This is a genomic window from Micromonospora sp. SYSU B005 (genome assembly GCF_055362685.1).
This window is the reverse complement of record NZ_JAXCFU010000009.1, coordinates 199,952-214,964: the sequence shown is the minus strand read 5'-3', so window position 1 is coordinate 214,964 and position 15,013 is coordinate 199,952. Positions and strand designations below refer to the sequence as shown.

17 protein-coding genes are annotated in these 15,013 nt (G+C 71.9%); 7 read left to right on the top strand and 10 right to left on the bottom strand.

Annotated features, from left to right (window positions below):
- Positions 1-18: 18 nt before the first annotated feature.
- The 4 genes from SM452_RS21495 to SM452_RS21480 form a co-directional block, all read right to left on the bottom strand.
- Positions 19-906 carry a hypothetical protein gene (locus tag SM452_RS21495; protein WP_355506685.1) on the bottom strand — a complete coding sequence of 296 codons (888 nt, stop codon included), beginning with the start codon at positions 904-906 and terminating at the stop codon, positions 19-21.
- Positions 899-1,402 (bottom strand): SigE family RNA polymerase sigma factor, encoded by a 504-nt coding sequence (locus tag SM452_RS21490; protein ID WP_194798594.1) that lies wholly within the window; start codon positions 1,400-1,402, stop codon positions 899-901. The genes SM452_RS21495 and SM452_RS21490 overlap by 8 nt, the downstream gene beginning before the upstream one ends.
- 58 nt (positions 1,403-1,460) lie before the next feature.
- Positions 1,461-2,444, bottom strand: a complete 984-nt coding sequence (locus SM452_RS21485; protein ID WP_262012551.1) for a ketopantoate reductase family protein — start codon at positions 2,442-2,444, stop codon at positions 1,461-1,463.
- 100 nt (positions 2,445-2,544) lie between these two features.
- Positions 2,545-3,288: a M50 family metallopeptidase gene (locus SM452_RS21480; RefSeq protein WP_184977352.1), complete on the bottom strand. Its 744-nt coding sequence runs from the start codon at positions 3,286-3,288 to the stop codon at positions 2,545-2,547.
- A gap of 100 nt (positions 3,289-3,388) precedes the next feature.
- Here SM452_RS21480 and SM452_RS21475 point away from each other — a divergent pair, with 100 nt between their 5' ends.
- On the top strand, positions 3,389-3,937 hold the full coding sequence (locus SM452_RS21475; RefSeq protein WP_262012552.1) for a Uma2 family endonuclease: 549 nt from the start codon (positions 3,389-3,391) through the stop codon (positions 3,935-3,937).
- Between the two features lie 128 nt (positions 3,938-4,065).
- Positions 4,066-4,821 (top strand): GH25 family lysozyme, encoded by a 756-nt coding sequence (locus tag SM452_RS21470; protein ID WP_262012553.1) that lies wholly within the window; start codon positions 4,066-4,068, stop codon positions 4,819-4,821.
- 65 nt (positions 4,822-4,886) lie between these two features.
- Here the strand turns inward: SM452_RS21470 and SM452_RS21465 are convergent, their stop codons facing one another.
- Positions 4,887-5,099, bottom strand: coding sequence for a hypothetical protein (locus tag SM452_RS21465; protein WP_091047495.1), 213 nt, complete (start codon positions 5,097-5,099; stop codon positions 4,887-4,889).
- An 87-nt stretch (positions 5,100-5,186) separates the two neighbouring features.
- Positions 5,187-7,160 carry a serine/threonine-protein kinase gene (locus SM452_RS21460; protein ID WP_463840553.1) on the bottom strand — a complete coding sequence of 658 codons (1,974 nt, stop codon included), beginning with the start codon at positions 7,158-7,160 and terminating at the stop codon, positions 5,187-5,189.
- A 91-nt stretch (positions 7,161-7,251) separates the two neighbouring features.
- Here SM452_RS21460 and SM452_RS21455 point away from each other — a divergent pair, with 91 nt between their 5' ends.
- Entirely contained in the window at positions 7,252-7,464 is a 213-nt protein-coding gene (locus SM452_RS21455) for an acyl-CoA carboxylase subunit epsilon (protein ID WP_013284043.1), read from the top strand.
- A 101-nt stretch (positions 7,465-7,565) separates the two neighbouring features.
- Positions 7,566-8,018, top strand: coding sequence for a hypothetical protein (locus SM452_RS21450; protein WP_121684324.1), 453 nt, complete (start codon positions 7,566-7,568; stop codon positions 8,016-8,018).
- A 292-nt stretch (positions 8,019-8,310) separates the two neighbouring features.
- On the opposite strand, the gene SM452_RS21445 is transcribed toward SM452_RS21450, so the two are convergent.
- Positions 8,311-8,610, bottom strand: coding sequence for a hypothetical protein (locus tag SM452_RS21445; protein ID WP_463840552.1), 300 nt, complete (start codon positions 8,608-8,610; stop codon positions 8,311-8,313).
- Between the two features lie 789 nt (positions 8,611-9,399).
- Between SM452_RS21445 and mycP the strand changes: the two genes are divergently transcribed.
- Genes mycP through SM452_RS21430 form a run of 3 tightly spaced genes read left to right on the top strand, consistent with a single transcriptional unit; the run spans position 9,400 to position 11,800 of the window.
- A complete protein-coding gene (gene mycP, locus SM452_RS21440) occupies positions 9,400-10,470 on the top strand; it encodes a type VII secretion-associated serine protease mycosin (RefSeq protein ID WP_463840551.1) in 1,071 nt (356 codons plus the stop codon).
- Between the two features lie 10 nt (positions 10,471-10,480).
- Complete coding sequence (locus SM452_RS21435) at positions 10,481-11,137, top strand: Maf family protein (RefSeq protein ID WP_262012556.1); 657 nt, start codon at positions 10,481-10,483, stop codon at positions 11,135-11,137.
- A gap of 9 nt (positions 11,138-11,146) precedes the next feature.
- Positions 11,147-11,800 carry an O-methyltransferase gene (locus tag SM452_RS21430; RefSeq protein WP_355506694.1) on the top strand — a complete coding sequence of 218 codons (654 nt, stop codon included), beginning with the start codon at positions 11,147-11,149 and terminating at the stop codon, positions 11,798-11,800.
- A gap of 76 nt (positions 11,801-11,876) precedes the next feature.
- On the opposite strand, the gene SM452_RS21425 is transcribed toward SM452_RS21430, so the two are convergent.
- The 3 genes from SM452_RS21425 to SM452_RS21415 form a co-directional block, all read right to left on the bottom strand.
- Positions 11,877-13,124, bottom strand: a complete 1,248-nt coding sequence (locus tag SM452_RS21425) for an MFS transporter (protein WP_463840550.1) — start codon at positions 13,122-13,124, stop codon at positions 11,877-11,879.
- A gap of 62 nt (positions 13,125-13,186) precedes the next feature.
- Positions 13,187-13,942 (bottom strand): ABC transporter permease, encoded by a 756-nt coding sequence (locus tag SM452_RS21420; RefSeq protein WP_013284036.1) that lies wholly within the window; start codon positions 13,940-13,942, stop codon positions 13,187-13,189.
- Positions 13,943-13,959: 17 nt separating this feature from the next.
- Entirely contained in the window at positions 13,960-14,919 is a 960-nt protein-coding gene (locus SM452_RS21415) for an ATP-binding cassette domain-containing protein (protein WP_262012559.1), read from the bottom strand.
- Positions 14,920-15,013: the final 94 nt, after the last annotated feature.

Sequence of the window (15,013 nt, the reverse complement as noted above, 5' to 3'; positions counted from 1 at the left end):
ACGGCGGGGGCACCGGCGTCAGCAGCCGGGGTTCGCGGCCACGCACATCCGCTCGGCCGCGACCCGGGCCATCTGCCGCACCTGTTCCTCGGTCACCCTGGCCTCGGGCGCCTGACCCATGGGCAGGTCGGTCCGCAGCCGGCCGGACGGGAGCAGCACCGTCACCAGATCACCCACCCGTACGACCAGCCGGTCCTCGAACAACGGCGGGTAGCCGGGCGGCCGGCCGGTCGTCTCGTCCGGCGCCACCGTCGCCTCGTGCCGCAGCAGCAGCGCCTGATCTCCGGCGAAACCGCTCGCCGCGACGTACCAGCGGTGCACGACCTCGGCGCTGACCGTCCCCCGCTCGGTGTAGACCTGGCCGGTCGTCCGCCACGCGCCGCAGGCCGCGACTGTGCCCTCCAGGTCGGTGACGAACCGGCCCGCCTCGCCTGGCGCCATCCGGTAGACGTCCTGGGTGAGAACCGATCCGATGGTCGTAGCGGGCTCGGTCGGCGGTTCCATCAGGGTCTGCCCCCGTGAGTAGCGCGAGCGCGGTTCCTCGGCCGGCCGCCCCTGTTCCCGGGCGCAGACCTGAAGCAGGTCGTCGACCCGGACCGGCTCGCCGAGGCCGGTCTCGCCGAGCCGTTCCCCGGTCGGTACGGGGACGTCGGCCGGTTCCAGCATCGCCTCGGCCACGATCTCCCCCCGCCCGTCGACGGCACCGGCGGCGGGCGGTGGCGGCGCGCCGGCCCGGTCCACGAGTGACGCGGTGAGCGCCGCGACGACCACCACCGAGGCCGCGGCGAGCGCGGCGGAGCGCCGGCTGCGCCGCCGGGCGGTGGCCCGGATCGCCTCCGGCTCCGGCCAGGTGACGTTGCGCAGATCCCGGTGCAGCAACTCCACGAGTGCGACGTCGTCAGGCATCTGCCGCCTCCTCCTCCAGGTCCACCACGGCGAGCAGCCCGGCGAGCGCGGTCCGCCCCCGGGAGAGCCGGGCCTTGACGGTGCCGATCGGTGCCTCGGTCTCCCGCGCCACCTCGGCGACCGGCATGCCGAGCAGGTAGTGCATGGCGATCGCGGTGCGCTGGGCCTCGGGCAGCCGGCGCAGCGCGGCGACCACGTCCAGCGTCTCGGTGCTCGGCGCCGGCACGTCCGCCACCGCGCCGTGCCGCAGGTAGGCGCGCGCCCGGCTGCGCAGGCTGCGCCAGCGGCTCACCGCGATCCGGCTCGCCACCACCCGCACCCAGGACTCCGGGTCGTCGTACCCGCGCACTGTGGACCACCGCTGCCAGGCCCTGATGTACGCCTCCTGCACGGCGTCCTGCGCCTCGGCGAGGTCACCGGTGAGCACGTAGACGAAGCCGAGCAGCCGTTGCCGGCTGCCCCGGTAGAACTCGTCGAAGCCGTCGCTGTCGGGCACCTGCCACCTCCCCGTGTTCGTGAGGGACACGCCTGGCGGCGCGGTGCGGGTTGCCCGCTCAGCCGAGCAATTTCTCCAACTCGCCGAGCGGGAAGCCGCCGGCCGGGATCCGGTCCCGGACCGCCCGGCGGACCGCCGTCTGCACCGCCGCGTTGGCCGGGGTCGGCACGCCGTGCAGGCGCCCGAGGAGCACGATCTCACCGTTGAGGTGGTCGGTCTCGACCGAGCCCGCACCACGGGCCAGGCTCTGCCAGGTGGAGCCGCCGGAGCGCTCCTCGCCGCCCACCGGCCGGTGCGACACCCGGTCGCCGCGTTCGGCGGCCTCCTCCTCGACGGTGGTGTGGGCGATGCCGGCTGCGGCGAGCGCCGCCTCGCCCTCGGCGCGTACCCGCTTCGACAGGGTTTCCGGCACGTCCCGGCCGAGCAGCGCCTGGAGGCCGTTGCCGAGGTTGGCGAGCAGCTTGCCGTACTTCCAGCGCATCACGTCGTCGCGGACCGGCGCGACGAACCCGGCCGCGGTCAGGTCGGCGGCGACCGCCCGGCTGGTGTCGTCGGCGCCGGTCGGGTAGCGGCCGATGTGCAGCATGCCCGGATGTGGATGGCCGTTGGCGACCACCACGCCCGGCTCCAGGTGGGTGGCGGGCAGCCACACGCACACCGGGTGTACGCGGGCGAAGCGCCGCAGCGCGGCCGGCTCGTTTGCCACGCCGTTCTGGGCCGGCACCACCGGCAGCCGCTCGCCCGCCGTCCCGCCGCCCTCGACCGGGGCGTCCGCCCAGACGTCGAGCGCCGCCACGGTGTCCTGCGACTTCACGGTGAGGACCAGCACGGTGTCCGCTGGCAGCGGCGGCCCGTCCGGCCCGGCCACCGCCGGGAGCCGGCCCGTCACGTCACGGTCCGGCGTGCGCAGCGTCAGACCCCGCTCCCGCAGCGCGTCCAGGTGCGCGCCACGGGCCACGAGCGTCACGTCGTGGCCGGCGTCGGCCAGGAGTACGCCGATGGTGCCGCCGACCGCGCCCGCTCCGATGATCACGTATCGCACGGTCCGATTCTGCCCTGCCGCGTAGCGGCCCGCTCCGCGACGCGATACGGCGCGCTGCGGGCCGACTTGGCGCGGCGCGCAGCGGTGCGGCTCGGCCCGGTCAGCCGGTGAGCCCCGCGTCGGCCAGGATCGGGCCGGCCAGCAGCAGCGCCCCGGCGGCCAGCGCGCCCACGCTCACCAGCAGGAACACGCCCACCCAGAACAGCGCCGGGAACGGCGTGATCCGGGCGAGCTGGTCGGCGTCGGACTGCGGCATCCGGCCCCGGGCGCGTTGCCGGTGCAGCTCGAACACCGGCCGTACGCCGCCGATCAGCAGGAACCACACCGACGTCCAGGCGAACGCGGCCTGCACCTCGGGCGAGGTGTACCAGGAGACGGCGAGCACCACGCCGCCGGTGACAAGCAGCGACAGCACGCCGAACAGGTTGCGGATCATCACCAGCATGGCCAGCAGCAGCGCCACCGCGAGCCACAGCAGCAGCGTGATCCGGTTACCGGCCAGCAGCCACGCGCCACCGAGGCCGAGCAGCGACGGTGCGACGTACCCGGCGAGCAGCGTGAGGATCATGCCGGGCCCGGTGGGACGACCGGCGGACAGCGTGAGCCCGGAGGTGTCCGAGTGCAGCCGGATGCCGTGCAGCCGGCGGCCGGTGAGCAGCGCGACGAGCGCGTGGCCGCCCTCGTGCGCGATGGTCACCGCGTTGCGGGCGATCCGCCAGGGCAACCGGGCCACGACCACCGCGAGCGCGACCACGGCGGTGACCACCACGAGCAGCGGCGGCGGGTCCGGCTGGGCGCTGGTCAGCGTGTCCCAGAGCGTGGTGAGACCGTCGATCAGGGGCATGGGCGGGGAGCCTACCGCCCCGAGCCGTGTCGCTCGACCGGCGTGCTCCCGCAGCCGGTCAGACTTGGCCGGGCAGTAACTGGAACGGAGATGATGTCGAGTGGATCCGGTAACGGCTGCGTCCGTGACCCCGCTGACCGAGGCCGATTACCTCGCGATGGGCGACGGCCGCCACCGCGTCGAACTGTTCGACCGGGGACTGATCATCAGCCCCGCCCCGGACCTGCGGCATCAGCGGGTGGTGCGCCGATTGGCGAACGCCGTCGAGTCGACGGTCGCGCCGGCCGGTCTCCTCGTTCACCACGGCGTCAACGTTCGGCTCGGCGTCGACCGGGTCATGATCCCCGACCTCGTCGTCACAGATGCCGACGGCGAGGGCGCGATCCTGGACGCGGAACGCGTGGCGCTGGTCGGCGAGGTCGTCTCGCCTTGGAACGCGGGCGTCGACCGGGTGTTGAAGATGCAGCTCTACGCGATCGCCCGAATCCCGTGGTACCTGCTCGTCGAGCAGGACGGCGACAGCCACTCGCTGCGGCTGCACCGGCTCGACGGCGCGCACTACGTCGAGGATGCCGTCGCCAAGGCGGGTGAGACGCTCAGTGTCACCGAGCCGTTCCGCTGGGCGATGGACCCGAGCGACCTGCGCTGATCCGCAACTGTCGCGCCACCTGGGCGAACGACGATCGTGTATGAAAATTTCCTTTCTTCCTATTGCGATCTAGGGCACTAACCTCCAAAGATGGGCATCAATCAACGGACGTCCCTCTGGAGGCAACCATGGCCCGTACCAGACTCTCCGTGCGCCGGCTTCTCGCCGCCGGCCTGGCCGCCGCCGCCACCGCGGCCGCGGCCCTCGTGGCGACCGCCGGACCGGCCGCCGCCGCGACCACGCCCGGGATCGACGTCTCCCGGTACCAGGGCAGCATCAACTGGACCAGCGTGCGCAACTCGGGCATCCAGTTCGCCTTCATCAAGGCCACCGAGGGTACGAGCTACAAGGACCCGAACTTCAACGCGAACTACGTCAACGCGTACAACGCCGGGGTGATCCGCGGGGCGTACCACTTCGCCCGGCCGAACATCTCCGCCGGTTCCACCCAGGCCAACTACCTGGCCAGCAACGGTGGCGCCTGGTCGGCGGACAGCCGTACGCTGCCCGCCGCGCTGGACATCGAGGGCAACCCGTACAGCGGCGGCTACTGCTACGGCCTGAGCACCACCGGCATGCGCAACTGGATCCAGGACTTCCTGAACACCTACCGCTCCCGCACCGGCCGGTACGCGGTCATCTACACCACCACGAGCTGGTGGAACCAGTGCACGGGCAGCTGGACCGGCCCGTGGGCCAACCACCCGCTGTGGCTCGCCCGCTGGGCCAGCGCGCCCGGCACGCTGCCGGCCGGCGCCCCGGTGTGGAGCTTCTGGCAGTACACCAGCACCGGCGCCGTCTCCGGGATCAGCGGCAACGTCGACCGCAACTACTGGAACGGTGACCGCAGCCGGCTGATCGCGCTGGCGAACAACACCGCCTGACATACGTGCGACACAAGTGGGACCGCCTCGTCACGAGGCGGTCCCGCTGTCGTCGTACCCCGAGGTCAGGCTCTGCGGCGCGCGGTGGCCGGGACGGGCACCGGCGTCCGGCGCGTCAGGCGCCACGCCGCCACACCGGCGACAGTGAGCGTCAGCACGCCGAGGACCGCGACCGGCGCGGACAGGCCGGCACTGATGAGGAGCAGTACGACGTCGCCGAGCGCAACGAGCATCCACAGTGCCAGCCGCGGGCCGGTGTACCTCCGTCGGTAACCCATGTCGCGCCTCCTTCCGTCGTCGGAGGGATTCATACCCCCGAGGACGGAAAGCCATGCGAGCGAGTTTCGTGACCGCGGGATTCCCGGTCAGTTCTGACGGTCCGGCACGAAGCCCTTGGTGATGATCTCCCAGTTGGCCAGGTTGGCGTCCCAGTCCTTCGCGGGCACCTCCCAGCGCAGCGCGAAGCCCCTGTTGCTGGCGGTCGCCACACCCCGGTTACGCACGTGGAACCGGGTGCCGTCGTCGCGCGTCTCCAGCCAGTCCCAGTCGGCGCAGGTGCGGAAGTAGGGGTCGCACTTGGTGATGCCGACCAGCTTGTAGTTCCGGACGCGGGAAGCGCGGTACTTCTCCTGGCCCTGCCAGTCGGCGTACGCGTCCGGCTTCGGGTTCGGCGTCCACTGGATGAACAGCACCCGCCGAGCGCCACCGACCTCGTAGAGCACGACGTTGTCGCTGCGGACCCGAGCCTCGAAACCGTTCGGGATCGGCACCTTGAAGCCGTTCGGGCCGGTGTAGAGGCGCCAGCCGGCCGGCAACACGGCCCCGGACGCAGACGGGCTGGCCGAGGGAGAAGGGCTGGCCGACGCACTAGTGGCCGGGGCGCTCGGCGACGCGCTCTCGCTCGGCGCGGGCGGCGCCGCCGACGCCGAGGTGCCGGCCGTCGGCTCACCGCCGTCGCCGTCGTCACCGTTGGTCAGCAGCGGCACGGCCACCACCAGGCCGACGAGCAGCAGCACTACAAGCGCACCGATCAGCAGGTTGCGCCGGTTCGGCGCGGACTTCTCGACCGGCAGCACCGTCGCCCGGCCGGTCGACGGTGCCTCCTGCACCGGAGCCGGGCTGACCGGCGCGGAGCCGGTCACGGCCGGGCTGACCGGCGCCGGGGTGTCGGTGACCGGGTCGCCGTCGAGCCGCGTCTCGTCCAGCGCCGGGTCGACGCCGTCCACCCGGGCCTCGTCGTCCACAAGCGTCTCGTCGGTCGAGGGCGCCGGGTCGAGCTTCGCCGTCGGGTCGGCGGGCGGCGGGGTCACCGCGGTGGGCCCGGCGTCCGAGGTGGATGCCGGCACCTTCGCCGTCGGGTCGGCGGCTGCCGCCGTACCCCCGGTTGCGGCGACCCCGGACGCGGCGCGTTCGGCCTGGTCGGCCGGGCGCGGCGCGGGCACCAGCGGCGGACGCGGCACGCGCGGACCGTTCGGCCCGGGCCGGCGTACGCCGTCGAGCAGCGAGATGCTCTTGGCCCGCCGACCGGCGGCCTTGCGCAGCATGCGCTCGGCCACCTCGGCGGTGATCCGCTCGTCCGGGTCCTTGCGGAGCAGGCCCTGGAGCACCGGCTTGAGCGGCCCGGCGTTGCGCGGCGGCGGCATCGGCTCGGTGGCGAGCGCGGCGAGCGTGGCGATCGCCGACGGGCGCGCGTACGGCGACTTGCCCTCGACCGCCGCGTAGAGCGTGGCGCCGAGCGACCAGAGGTCCGCCTCCGGGCCGGCGGTGCCCTCGCGGGCACGCTCCGGAGAGATGTACGCGGGCGAGCCCAGCACCATGCCGGTGCGCGTCACGTTCGGGTCGCCGGGGATGGTGGCCAGGCCGAAGTCGGTGAGCACCACCCGGCCGTCCTCGCCGAGCAGCACGTTGCCCGGCTTGACGTCGCGGTGCATGATGCCGGCCTTGTGCGCGGCCTTCAGCGCGTTCAGCACGCCGAGGCCGATCTCGACCGCCTTGGCCGGGGTGACCGGGCCGTCCTCGGCGATGGTGTCCTGCAACGACTTCGACGCCACGTACTCCATGACGATCCACGGATCGCCGTCGGTGCGCAGCACGTCGAAGATGCGGACCACGTTGATGTTGTTGAGGCGGGCGATCGCCCGCGCCTCACGCAGCGAGCGCTCGCGCATCTCGCGGCGCTCCTCCGGGGTGAGGCCGGGGGGCGGGACCAGTTCCTTGATGGCCACGTCCCGGTGCAGCACCTCGTCCCGCGCCTTCCAGACGCGGCCCATGCCGCCTTGACCGAGCGGCGTGATAAGCCGGTACCGGTCGGCGACGAGTTGGGGGAGCGCGTTCGACATCGCAGAAACCGTACCCGGCCGCTGCGACGCCCACACCGTCGGCACGCCACTGTACGGCGAAGGTCGAATTCGCGACGCGTACCCTGGGGTCATGTCTGCCGAGGAGCCGCTGTTCCGGATCGTCCGTGGCGTGCCCACCGCCGAGGAGCTGGCCGCTCTGGTCGGCGCGATCGTGGTGCGCACCCGCCCGGCCCAGGCCGCCGCGCCGGCCCCCGTGTCGCAGTGGGCGCGCAGCGCACGCCCCGCCCTGGCCGGGCCCGTCGCGGGCCCCGGCGCGTGGCGGGCCTCCGCCCTCCCCCGCTGACCTCACCTCCCGCTCGCGACGACGGGGCGGGGCTGCCGGGATCAGCTTCGAGCCATTAACCTCACTCAGGGAAACCGTGTGGTGACGGGCAGGAGGCTCCGATGATCCCGGAGGACAACCAGCCAGCCGGCTGGCTGCGCGGCTACGGCGGCATCGAGGCCGACATCCGACAGATGCGGGAGTTCGCCGACCGCCTCCAGGACGAGGTGACGCGCAACTACTCGCCGCACCTGTCCTACATCGCCGACGACATGAAGGCCCCGGTGCCCAACCCGGCCGACGCCTTCATCGAGCTGGTCCAGTTCCTTCAGGCCCACCACGACACCCAGACCGCCGCGGTGAGCGCGGTCTGGGACCTCGCACCGGCGACCGGCCGGCTCGCCGACGCCGCCGGGCGGATCGCCGCCCGCTACGGCGACGCCGACGCGTTCTCCTCCGCCCGCGTGGCCGACGTGGAACGGGCGCTAGCGGGCCCCTCCGCCACCGTCGCCCGCCCGATGCCGCCACTGGCCGACCCCACCGCCCCCGAACAGAGCCGGGTGATCCTGCCGTGATCGAACGGGGCAGCGGACGCACCTCCGGGCTGACCGACTGGCGGCTGATGGACGTCCTCAGCATGTGGGCGTGCGTGCAGGACCAGGACACCGCCGGCCAGTGGAAGCAGGTCGCCGGTTGGCGCAAGGTCTGCGACCTCGCCCTGGCCCACCTGAGCCGCCTGCGCGAATACCGGCGCGGTCTGGCCGAGGCGTGGCCGCCGGAGACCAACGCCGCCGCGCGGGCGTACATCGCCGAACTCGACCAGCTCATCGACCGCGTACAGCGCACCCACGACGCCGCCGCCGCGAACTACGACGCGCTGGCCGCCGCCGCACGCGCCATCGGCAGCGCGCGGGCCGAGCTGCAACCACTGCACGAGGAGTACGCGAAGAAGCTGCGGCAGAAGCAGGCGTACGAGGCGACGATCGCCGACCCGAAGGCGGTTGCGGGCAGCCGGTTGCCGGAACGGCCCCCGGTGACGGACGACGACCTGGAGCAGTTGAACGTACGGGCGCGCGGGTTGATGACGGGGCTGAGCGGCGAACTCCAGCACGCCCAGGTCATGCTGCGCCAGCCGCCACCGAAGCCGGTGCCAAAGGTAGATGACATTTCCGCGCGGCCTGGGACAGAGGTTGTCGCACCCGTGATCCCGCCGATCATCGCGGTACCACTACCAGCAACCCCGGCTGCCAGGACGAACCAGCCGCGCACTGCCACCCAGACCACGCCCATGGTTCCAGCGCCCAGCACTGGTCCGATATTGGGCGGCGTGGGCAGCGCAGTGAATCCGCCGCCTCCATCTCCGGCCCTGCCAAGCCCTCCGACCGCTCTACCAAGCACTCCATCGGCCACAGGCATCAACCCTGTGCTGCCTCCTTCGGCAAGGCCAGGGCCTCCGCGCCCGAATCAGATCCAAGGAAGTCCGATATCTGGATCCGTCTCACCTGCCAGCCCTACACGCTCAGCACCAATAGGAGGGCTGATAGGCGGCAACATTCCTCCGGGCATGACTCAGCCGGCCAGCGGCGGTCCTCGTAGGGTAAATCCCGTGGGCGGCGTCATTGGTGGCGGAGCAGCCGGGACAGCTCCCACTGGAGGAGCGGGATCGCGACCAGGGGCGGGGCGCAATGCGCAGCACATTAACGCTACAAATCTGCACCCACTCGGCGGCAGTCCCACTACAGCAGGATCCGGCAGCTTCGGGCCTCTGAACAGGGCATCCAGGAAGCCGGACGAGCAAGGCACTTGGGACTCCGATAATCCGTGGAGGACTAGCGAGGGGGTCGATCCCGTTGTACAGGCACCCGAAGATGAGGGGCCGATAGACCCGGGTCCGGCAATCGGCCTTCCTCGTTGAACATGCCAGGACTCCAAGCTGTTACACCTGCCGTCCTACTAATGGCCATATCGCTCCATATAGGCAGCAGCCCTCTCGGAGGGCAGTTAAGCCAGTGGCACCTGCAATACCTGCAAGCATCCAAAGCACACACCATCAGCCGCGGCGAGGGCATTGTTGTTGCTGTTCCTGACAGCGGAGTGACCCTACATCCAGACCTTGCGCACAACTTGATGCCAGGCACCGACATTATTCCGGGCGGCTCCGGGAATGGACAACAGGATAAGGACGGGCACGGCACTGGCATGGCCGGGTTAATAGCGGCCAACGGACAAAACACCCATGGCGCCATCGGCATAGCCCCGCAGGCGAAGATATTGCCGATCTATACGTCTCCAGCTCACGAGGACGGCACTTCTGCCGCCCTCGCAATGGCCATACGCTACGCGATCGAGAACCACGCCCAGGTAATCAGCGTATCGCTGACAGCCGGGGCTGATGTTGAGCTACAACAAGCAGTCAGGGCTGCACTTAGCGCCGACATCGTTGTCGTCGCAGCAGCCGGCAACACCTCCAACTCCCCGCTCGTCGGTTACCCCGCTCGCGAGCCAGGTGTAATCGCAGTAGGCGGCGTCGATCGAGAGGGGCGCCATGCTGACATCTCCGTCGCCGGGCCGGAAATTGATGTCGTAGCGCCGGCCGTCGACATCTACAGCACCGGGCTCAACGGGGGCTATCGAGTCGGCACCGGTACATCCGATGCGACTGCGATCGTTGCCGGGGCTGCTGCTCTCATCCGCTCCAAGTACCCCAACCTGCCCGCCCAGGAAGTCGCCCACCGGCTGACCGCCACCGCCGTCGACAAGGGACCACCCGGTCGCGACGACCAGTACGGCTACGGCGTCATCGACCTGGTCGCCGCGCTCACCGCAGACGTCCCCCCGCTCGGCTTCGAGTCCTCCCAGGTGACTCCGCCGGCATCGGCGGAGACAGCACCCGAGAAGGGAAGGAACAAAGCAGCGACCGTACGCGGGCTCGCCACCCTCGGTGTGCTGGTGGCGGCGGGCGGCGGCTACCTGTTCTGGCGGCGGCGCCGACGTGCCGACGACCCGCCGCCGAGGGTCAGCCGGTAGCGTCGGCGGGGTGTCGACCTCCGTACCGGTGCGCCTCGTGCTCGCCTCGCAGTCCCCCGCCCGCCGCAAGTTGCTCCAGGCCGCCGGGATCGAACCGGACGTGCTGGTCAGCGGCGTGGACGAGTCGCAGGTGGTGAGCGATCGGGCCGAGGATCTGTGCCTGGAGCTGGCCCGGCTGAAGGCGCAGGCGGTACGTGATCGGCTGCGACCGTCGCCGGACGAGCGCACGCTGGTGCTCGGCTGTGACTCGGTGCTCGCCTTCGACGGCGAGATCCTCGGCAAGCCCGATGACGCGGCGGACGCCACCCGGCGGTGGCAGCGGATGCGCGGGCACAGCGGCGTCCTGCACACCGGGCACTGCCTGATCGACGTGACCCACGAGTCCCGCGCCGAGGCCGTCGCCTCTACGACTGTGCACTTCGCCGACATCAGCGACGAGGAGATCGCCGCGTACGTGGCGACGGGCGAGCCGCTGGCGGTGGCCGGCGCGTTCACCATCGACGGGCTGGGCGGGGCGTTCCTGACCGGGATCGAGGGTGATCCGGGCACGGTGGTGGGGTTGTCCCTGCCGTTGCTGCGCCGGCTGCTCGCCGAGGTGGAGCTGAGCATCGTCGACCTGTGGACGAAGATCGCGCCCGGGGGCCAGGAGATCGAACATCTCGGCTAACGTCCGGACATGACCACGAAGCCGCTGCCGCTCACCCCGGAACTGCACGCCTACCTGGTGGCCCACGGGTCCGCCCCGGACGAGATCGTCCAGGAGCTGGCCGAGGAGACCCGGGCGGCCCTGCCCGCCGAGGCGGTCATGCAGGTCGCACCCGAACAGGCCGCGTTCCTGACGTTCCTGACCCGGCTGCTCGGCGTACGGCAGGCGGTCGAGGTCGGCACGTTCACCGGCCTCTCCTCGCTGGCTATCGCCCGGGGGCTGGCCGAGGGCGGCCGGTTGACCTGCTTCGACATCTCCGAGGAGTACACGGGCGTGGCCCGGCGCTACTGGCAGCGCGCCGGTGTGCAGGACCGCATCGAGCTGCGCATCGGCCCGGCCGCCCAGACGTTGCGCGAGCTGCCCCGCGAGCGTTACCTGGACTTCGCGTTCATCGACGCGGACAAGGTCGGCTACCCGATCTACTGGGACGAGCTGGTGCCCCGCATGCGTCCCGGCGCGGTGATCGCCGTCGACAACACGTTGCGCGACGGCCGGGTGCTCGCCCCGCGCAACGCCGACGACCGGGCGATCGCCGCGTTCAACGACGCGGTGATCGCTGATGTCCGCGTCGAGGCGGTCATGCTGCCCATCGCCGACGGCGTCACGCTCGCCCGGGTGCTCTAGCCGGCCGAACACAACCTCCCCGAAGTGGCGGGATCCCTGAGCACCGGATACCGCCACCTCGCCGTAGTGGAGTCGATCAAGCCGCGCGGACCGGCGCGGGCAGGGCACGCCCCAGCCGCACCGTCAGCAGCACCGCCACCGCGATGAACGCGGGCAGCAGCAGGAACGCCGGGTGCGGGCCGACGCCGTCGGCCACCCACCCGAGCGCCACCGGCGCGATCCCGAAACCCACACCCATCGAGTACGCGGACCAGCCCGCCGCCTTGTCGGCGGCCGGGCCGGCGACGGCGAGCGCGATCGAGATCGCCAACGGGTAGTGCAGCGCGTTGCCGAGCCCGAGCACGACCAGCCCGGTGACCGCGAGCCAGCCGACCGTACTGCCCCAGAACAGCGCGAACCCGGCCATCGAGACGGTGAGCGCGCCGAGCAGCAGCGGCACCGGCGCCCAGCGCAGCGCGGCCCGGCCACCGGCGATCCGGCCGGCGAACATGCCGCAGACGATCGCGGCGACCGCCGCCGACGCCCCGCCCGCGCTCAGCCCGGCGTGGGTCCGCAGCACGTCGGCTGTCCACAGCGACAGGCAGACCTCGATCGACCCGGTGACGGACATCAGGACCCAGGCGATCCAGTACGCACGCGGCAGCCGCCCCGCCGCACCGGGACCGGAGTAGACGGGCTCCCCGGAAGCGGGGACGGCGGGCACCCGGGTGGCGACGACCACGGGGACGGGTGTGCCGGCAGCCGCGTCAGCGGGGGCGCGTTTCGGCCCGCGTACCCGGAAGGTCAGGGCGGCCAGCGCGACGAGCGTGATCAGCCCGACCTCGACGGCCATCAGCGGTCGCCAGCCGAGACCGGCGTCGACGGTGGCGCCGATGGTCAGCGGCGCCAGGATGCCCATGCCGGCGCAGGCCGCGTTGGCCTCGGTGAGCGCGGCCGGGGCGGTGGGTCCGTGCCGGGCGGTGAGCACCACGCTCACGCCGCTGACGACCATCATGCCGAAGGTGGCGATGACCGCGACGGCGGCGAGCGTGGCCGGTAGCGGGCGGAGCAGGCCGAGCGCGGTCACGCCCGCGGCGACGCCGGCGAGGCCGAGCCAGATGGCCGGGGCACGGCCGAGGCGTCGGGCGACCGGGGCGAACAGCGCGCCGCCGGCGAGCGCGCCCACCGCGATGCCGGTGCTGTGCAGGCCGGCGACGGCGGCGCTGGTGCCCTGTTCGTCGCGGAGCAGGGGTACGACCGGGCCGAACCCGTAGAGGAAGAAGCCCCACAGACCGAGCTGGGCGTAGGTCAGCCAGGTGATCCGGTCACGGGTGAGGCGGGGCACCGGCCCACGCTACGCGCGACCGGCCGGTGCCCCGCCCCTGCTGAGAGGTAGGTCTCCCCTGCTCAGCGGACGCTGCGGGCGAACTGGCGGGCGGCCCAGAAAACGCCTGCGGCGGCGAGCACCGCGATGATGCCGAGGCCCTGCCACACCCGGTCGTTGCCGAGGTCGCCGTTGAACAGCGCGCGGGTGCCCTCGACCGCCCAGGAGAACGGGTTCCACTTGGCCACGCCCTGGAGCCAGCCGGGGGCGAAGGTGAGCGGCAGCAGGATGCCGGAGAGCAGCAGCACCGGCTGCGCGACGGTGTTCATCAGCGGGGCGAGCGCGTCCTCGCTCTTGACCTTGAGCGCGATGCCGTAGGAGACGGCCGAGGTCATCAGCGCGATGAGGGCGAGCATCAGGTACGCCAGGAGCAGGTTGCCGATGAACACGCGCAGGTCGAACGCGAGCGCCAGCAGCGTGATGATGATCGCCTGCGCGATCAGCGAGACCACGTCGCGCAGCGAGCGGCCGAGCAGCAGGGCGAGCCGGCTGACCGGGGTGACCCGGGAGCGCTCGATCACGCCGGCGCGCAGCTCGGCGATCAGACCGAAGCCCTGGAACAGGCCGCCGAAGATGGCCAGCAGCACGAGCAGGCCGGGTACGAAGATCTTGTACGCGGCGGCCTGGGTGGGCGCGTTCAGCGCGGGCTTGAGCAGCGGGGCGAACAGGAGCAGGTACATCACCGGCTGGAAGACGCCGACGAAGATCCACACCGGGTTGCGCAGCAGCAGTTGCGTCTGGCGCTGGAAGATCAGCCAGGTGTCGCGGGCGAGTTTCATGACAGCTTCTCCGGGGGTCAGGACTCGCGCAGCGAGCGGCCGGTCTTGGTGAGGAAGACGTCGTCGAGGCTCGGGCGGTGCAGCTCGATCGAGCGCAGGTCCAGCCCGGCGTGGTCGAGCCGGCGCAGCACCTGCGGGATGGCGGTGGCGCCCTCGTCGACGTAGAGGCGCAGGCCGCCCTCGTCGACGGTCTCCAGCTTGCTCACGTACGCCTCGGTGTCGAGCAGTTCGGCGGCGCGCGGGGTGCTCGGGGCGTCCAGGCCGACGATCACCACCTCGCCGGAGATCTCCCGCTTCAGCTCGGCCGGTGTGCCCTCGGCGACCACCTCGCCGTGGTCCATGATCGCGATGCGGTCGCAGAGCGCGTCCGCCTCGTCCAGGTAGTGCGTGGTGATGAAGACGGTCATCCCCTCGGTACGCAGCCGGCGGATCTCGTCCCACATGTGCGCGCGGCTCTGCGGGTCGAGGCCGGTGGTCGGCTCGTCCAGGAAGACGATCTTCGGCTCGTGGATGATGCCGAGCGCGATCTCGACGCGCCGGCGCTGACCGCCGGAGTAGGTCTTGCACTTGCGGTCGGCGTACTCGGTGAGCTGGAAGGCTTCGAGCGCGCGCTCGGCACGGCGGTGCGCGTCGGCCTTGCCGATGCCGTAGAGGCGGGCCTGGAGCACCAGCTCCTCGCGGGCGCTCGACTCGTCCCAGGTGCTGCCGCCCTGGGCCACGTAGCCGATCCGGCGGCGCACCTCGGCCGGGTCCTTGCGCAGGTCGGCGCCGGCCACTGTGGCCTCGCCGCCGTCCGGCTCGATGAGCGTGGCGAGCATCCGCAGCGTGGTGGTCTTACCGGCGCCGTTGGGCCCGAGGAAGCCGAAGATCTCCCCTGCTGCGACGTCGAGGTCGACGCCGCGGACCGCGTCCACTGTCTTCGTCTCGCGACCCGCGCGGGAGCGGTACGACTTCCGCAACCCCCTGGTCTCGATCATTTCTGCTCCTGGTCGTCCGGGCGGACCTGAGCGGCCGCCGATCGTCCGCGAGGACGCACGAATCCCCCGCGATTCCCGCCGAGGCTAACGCGAT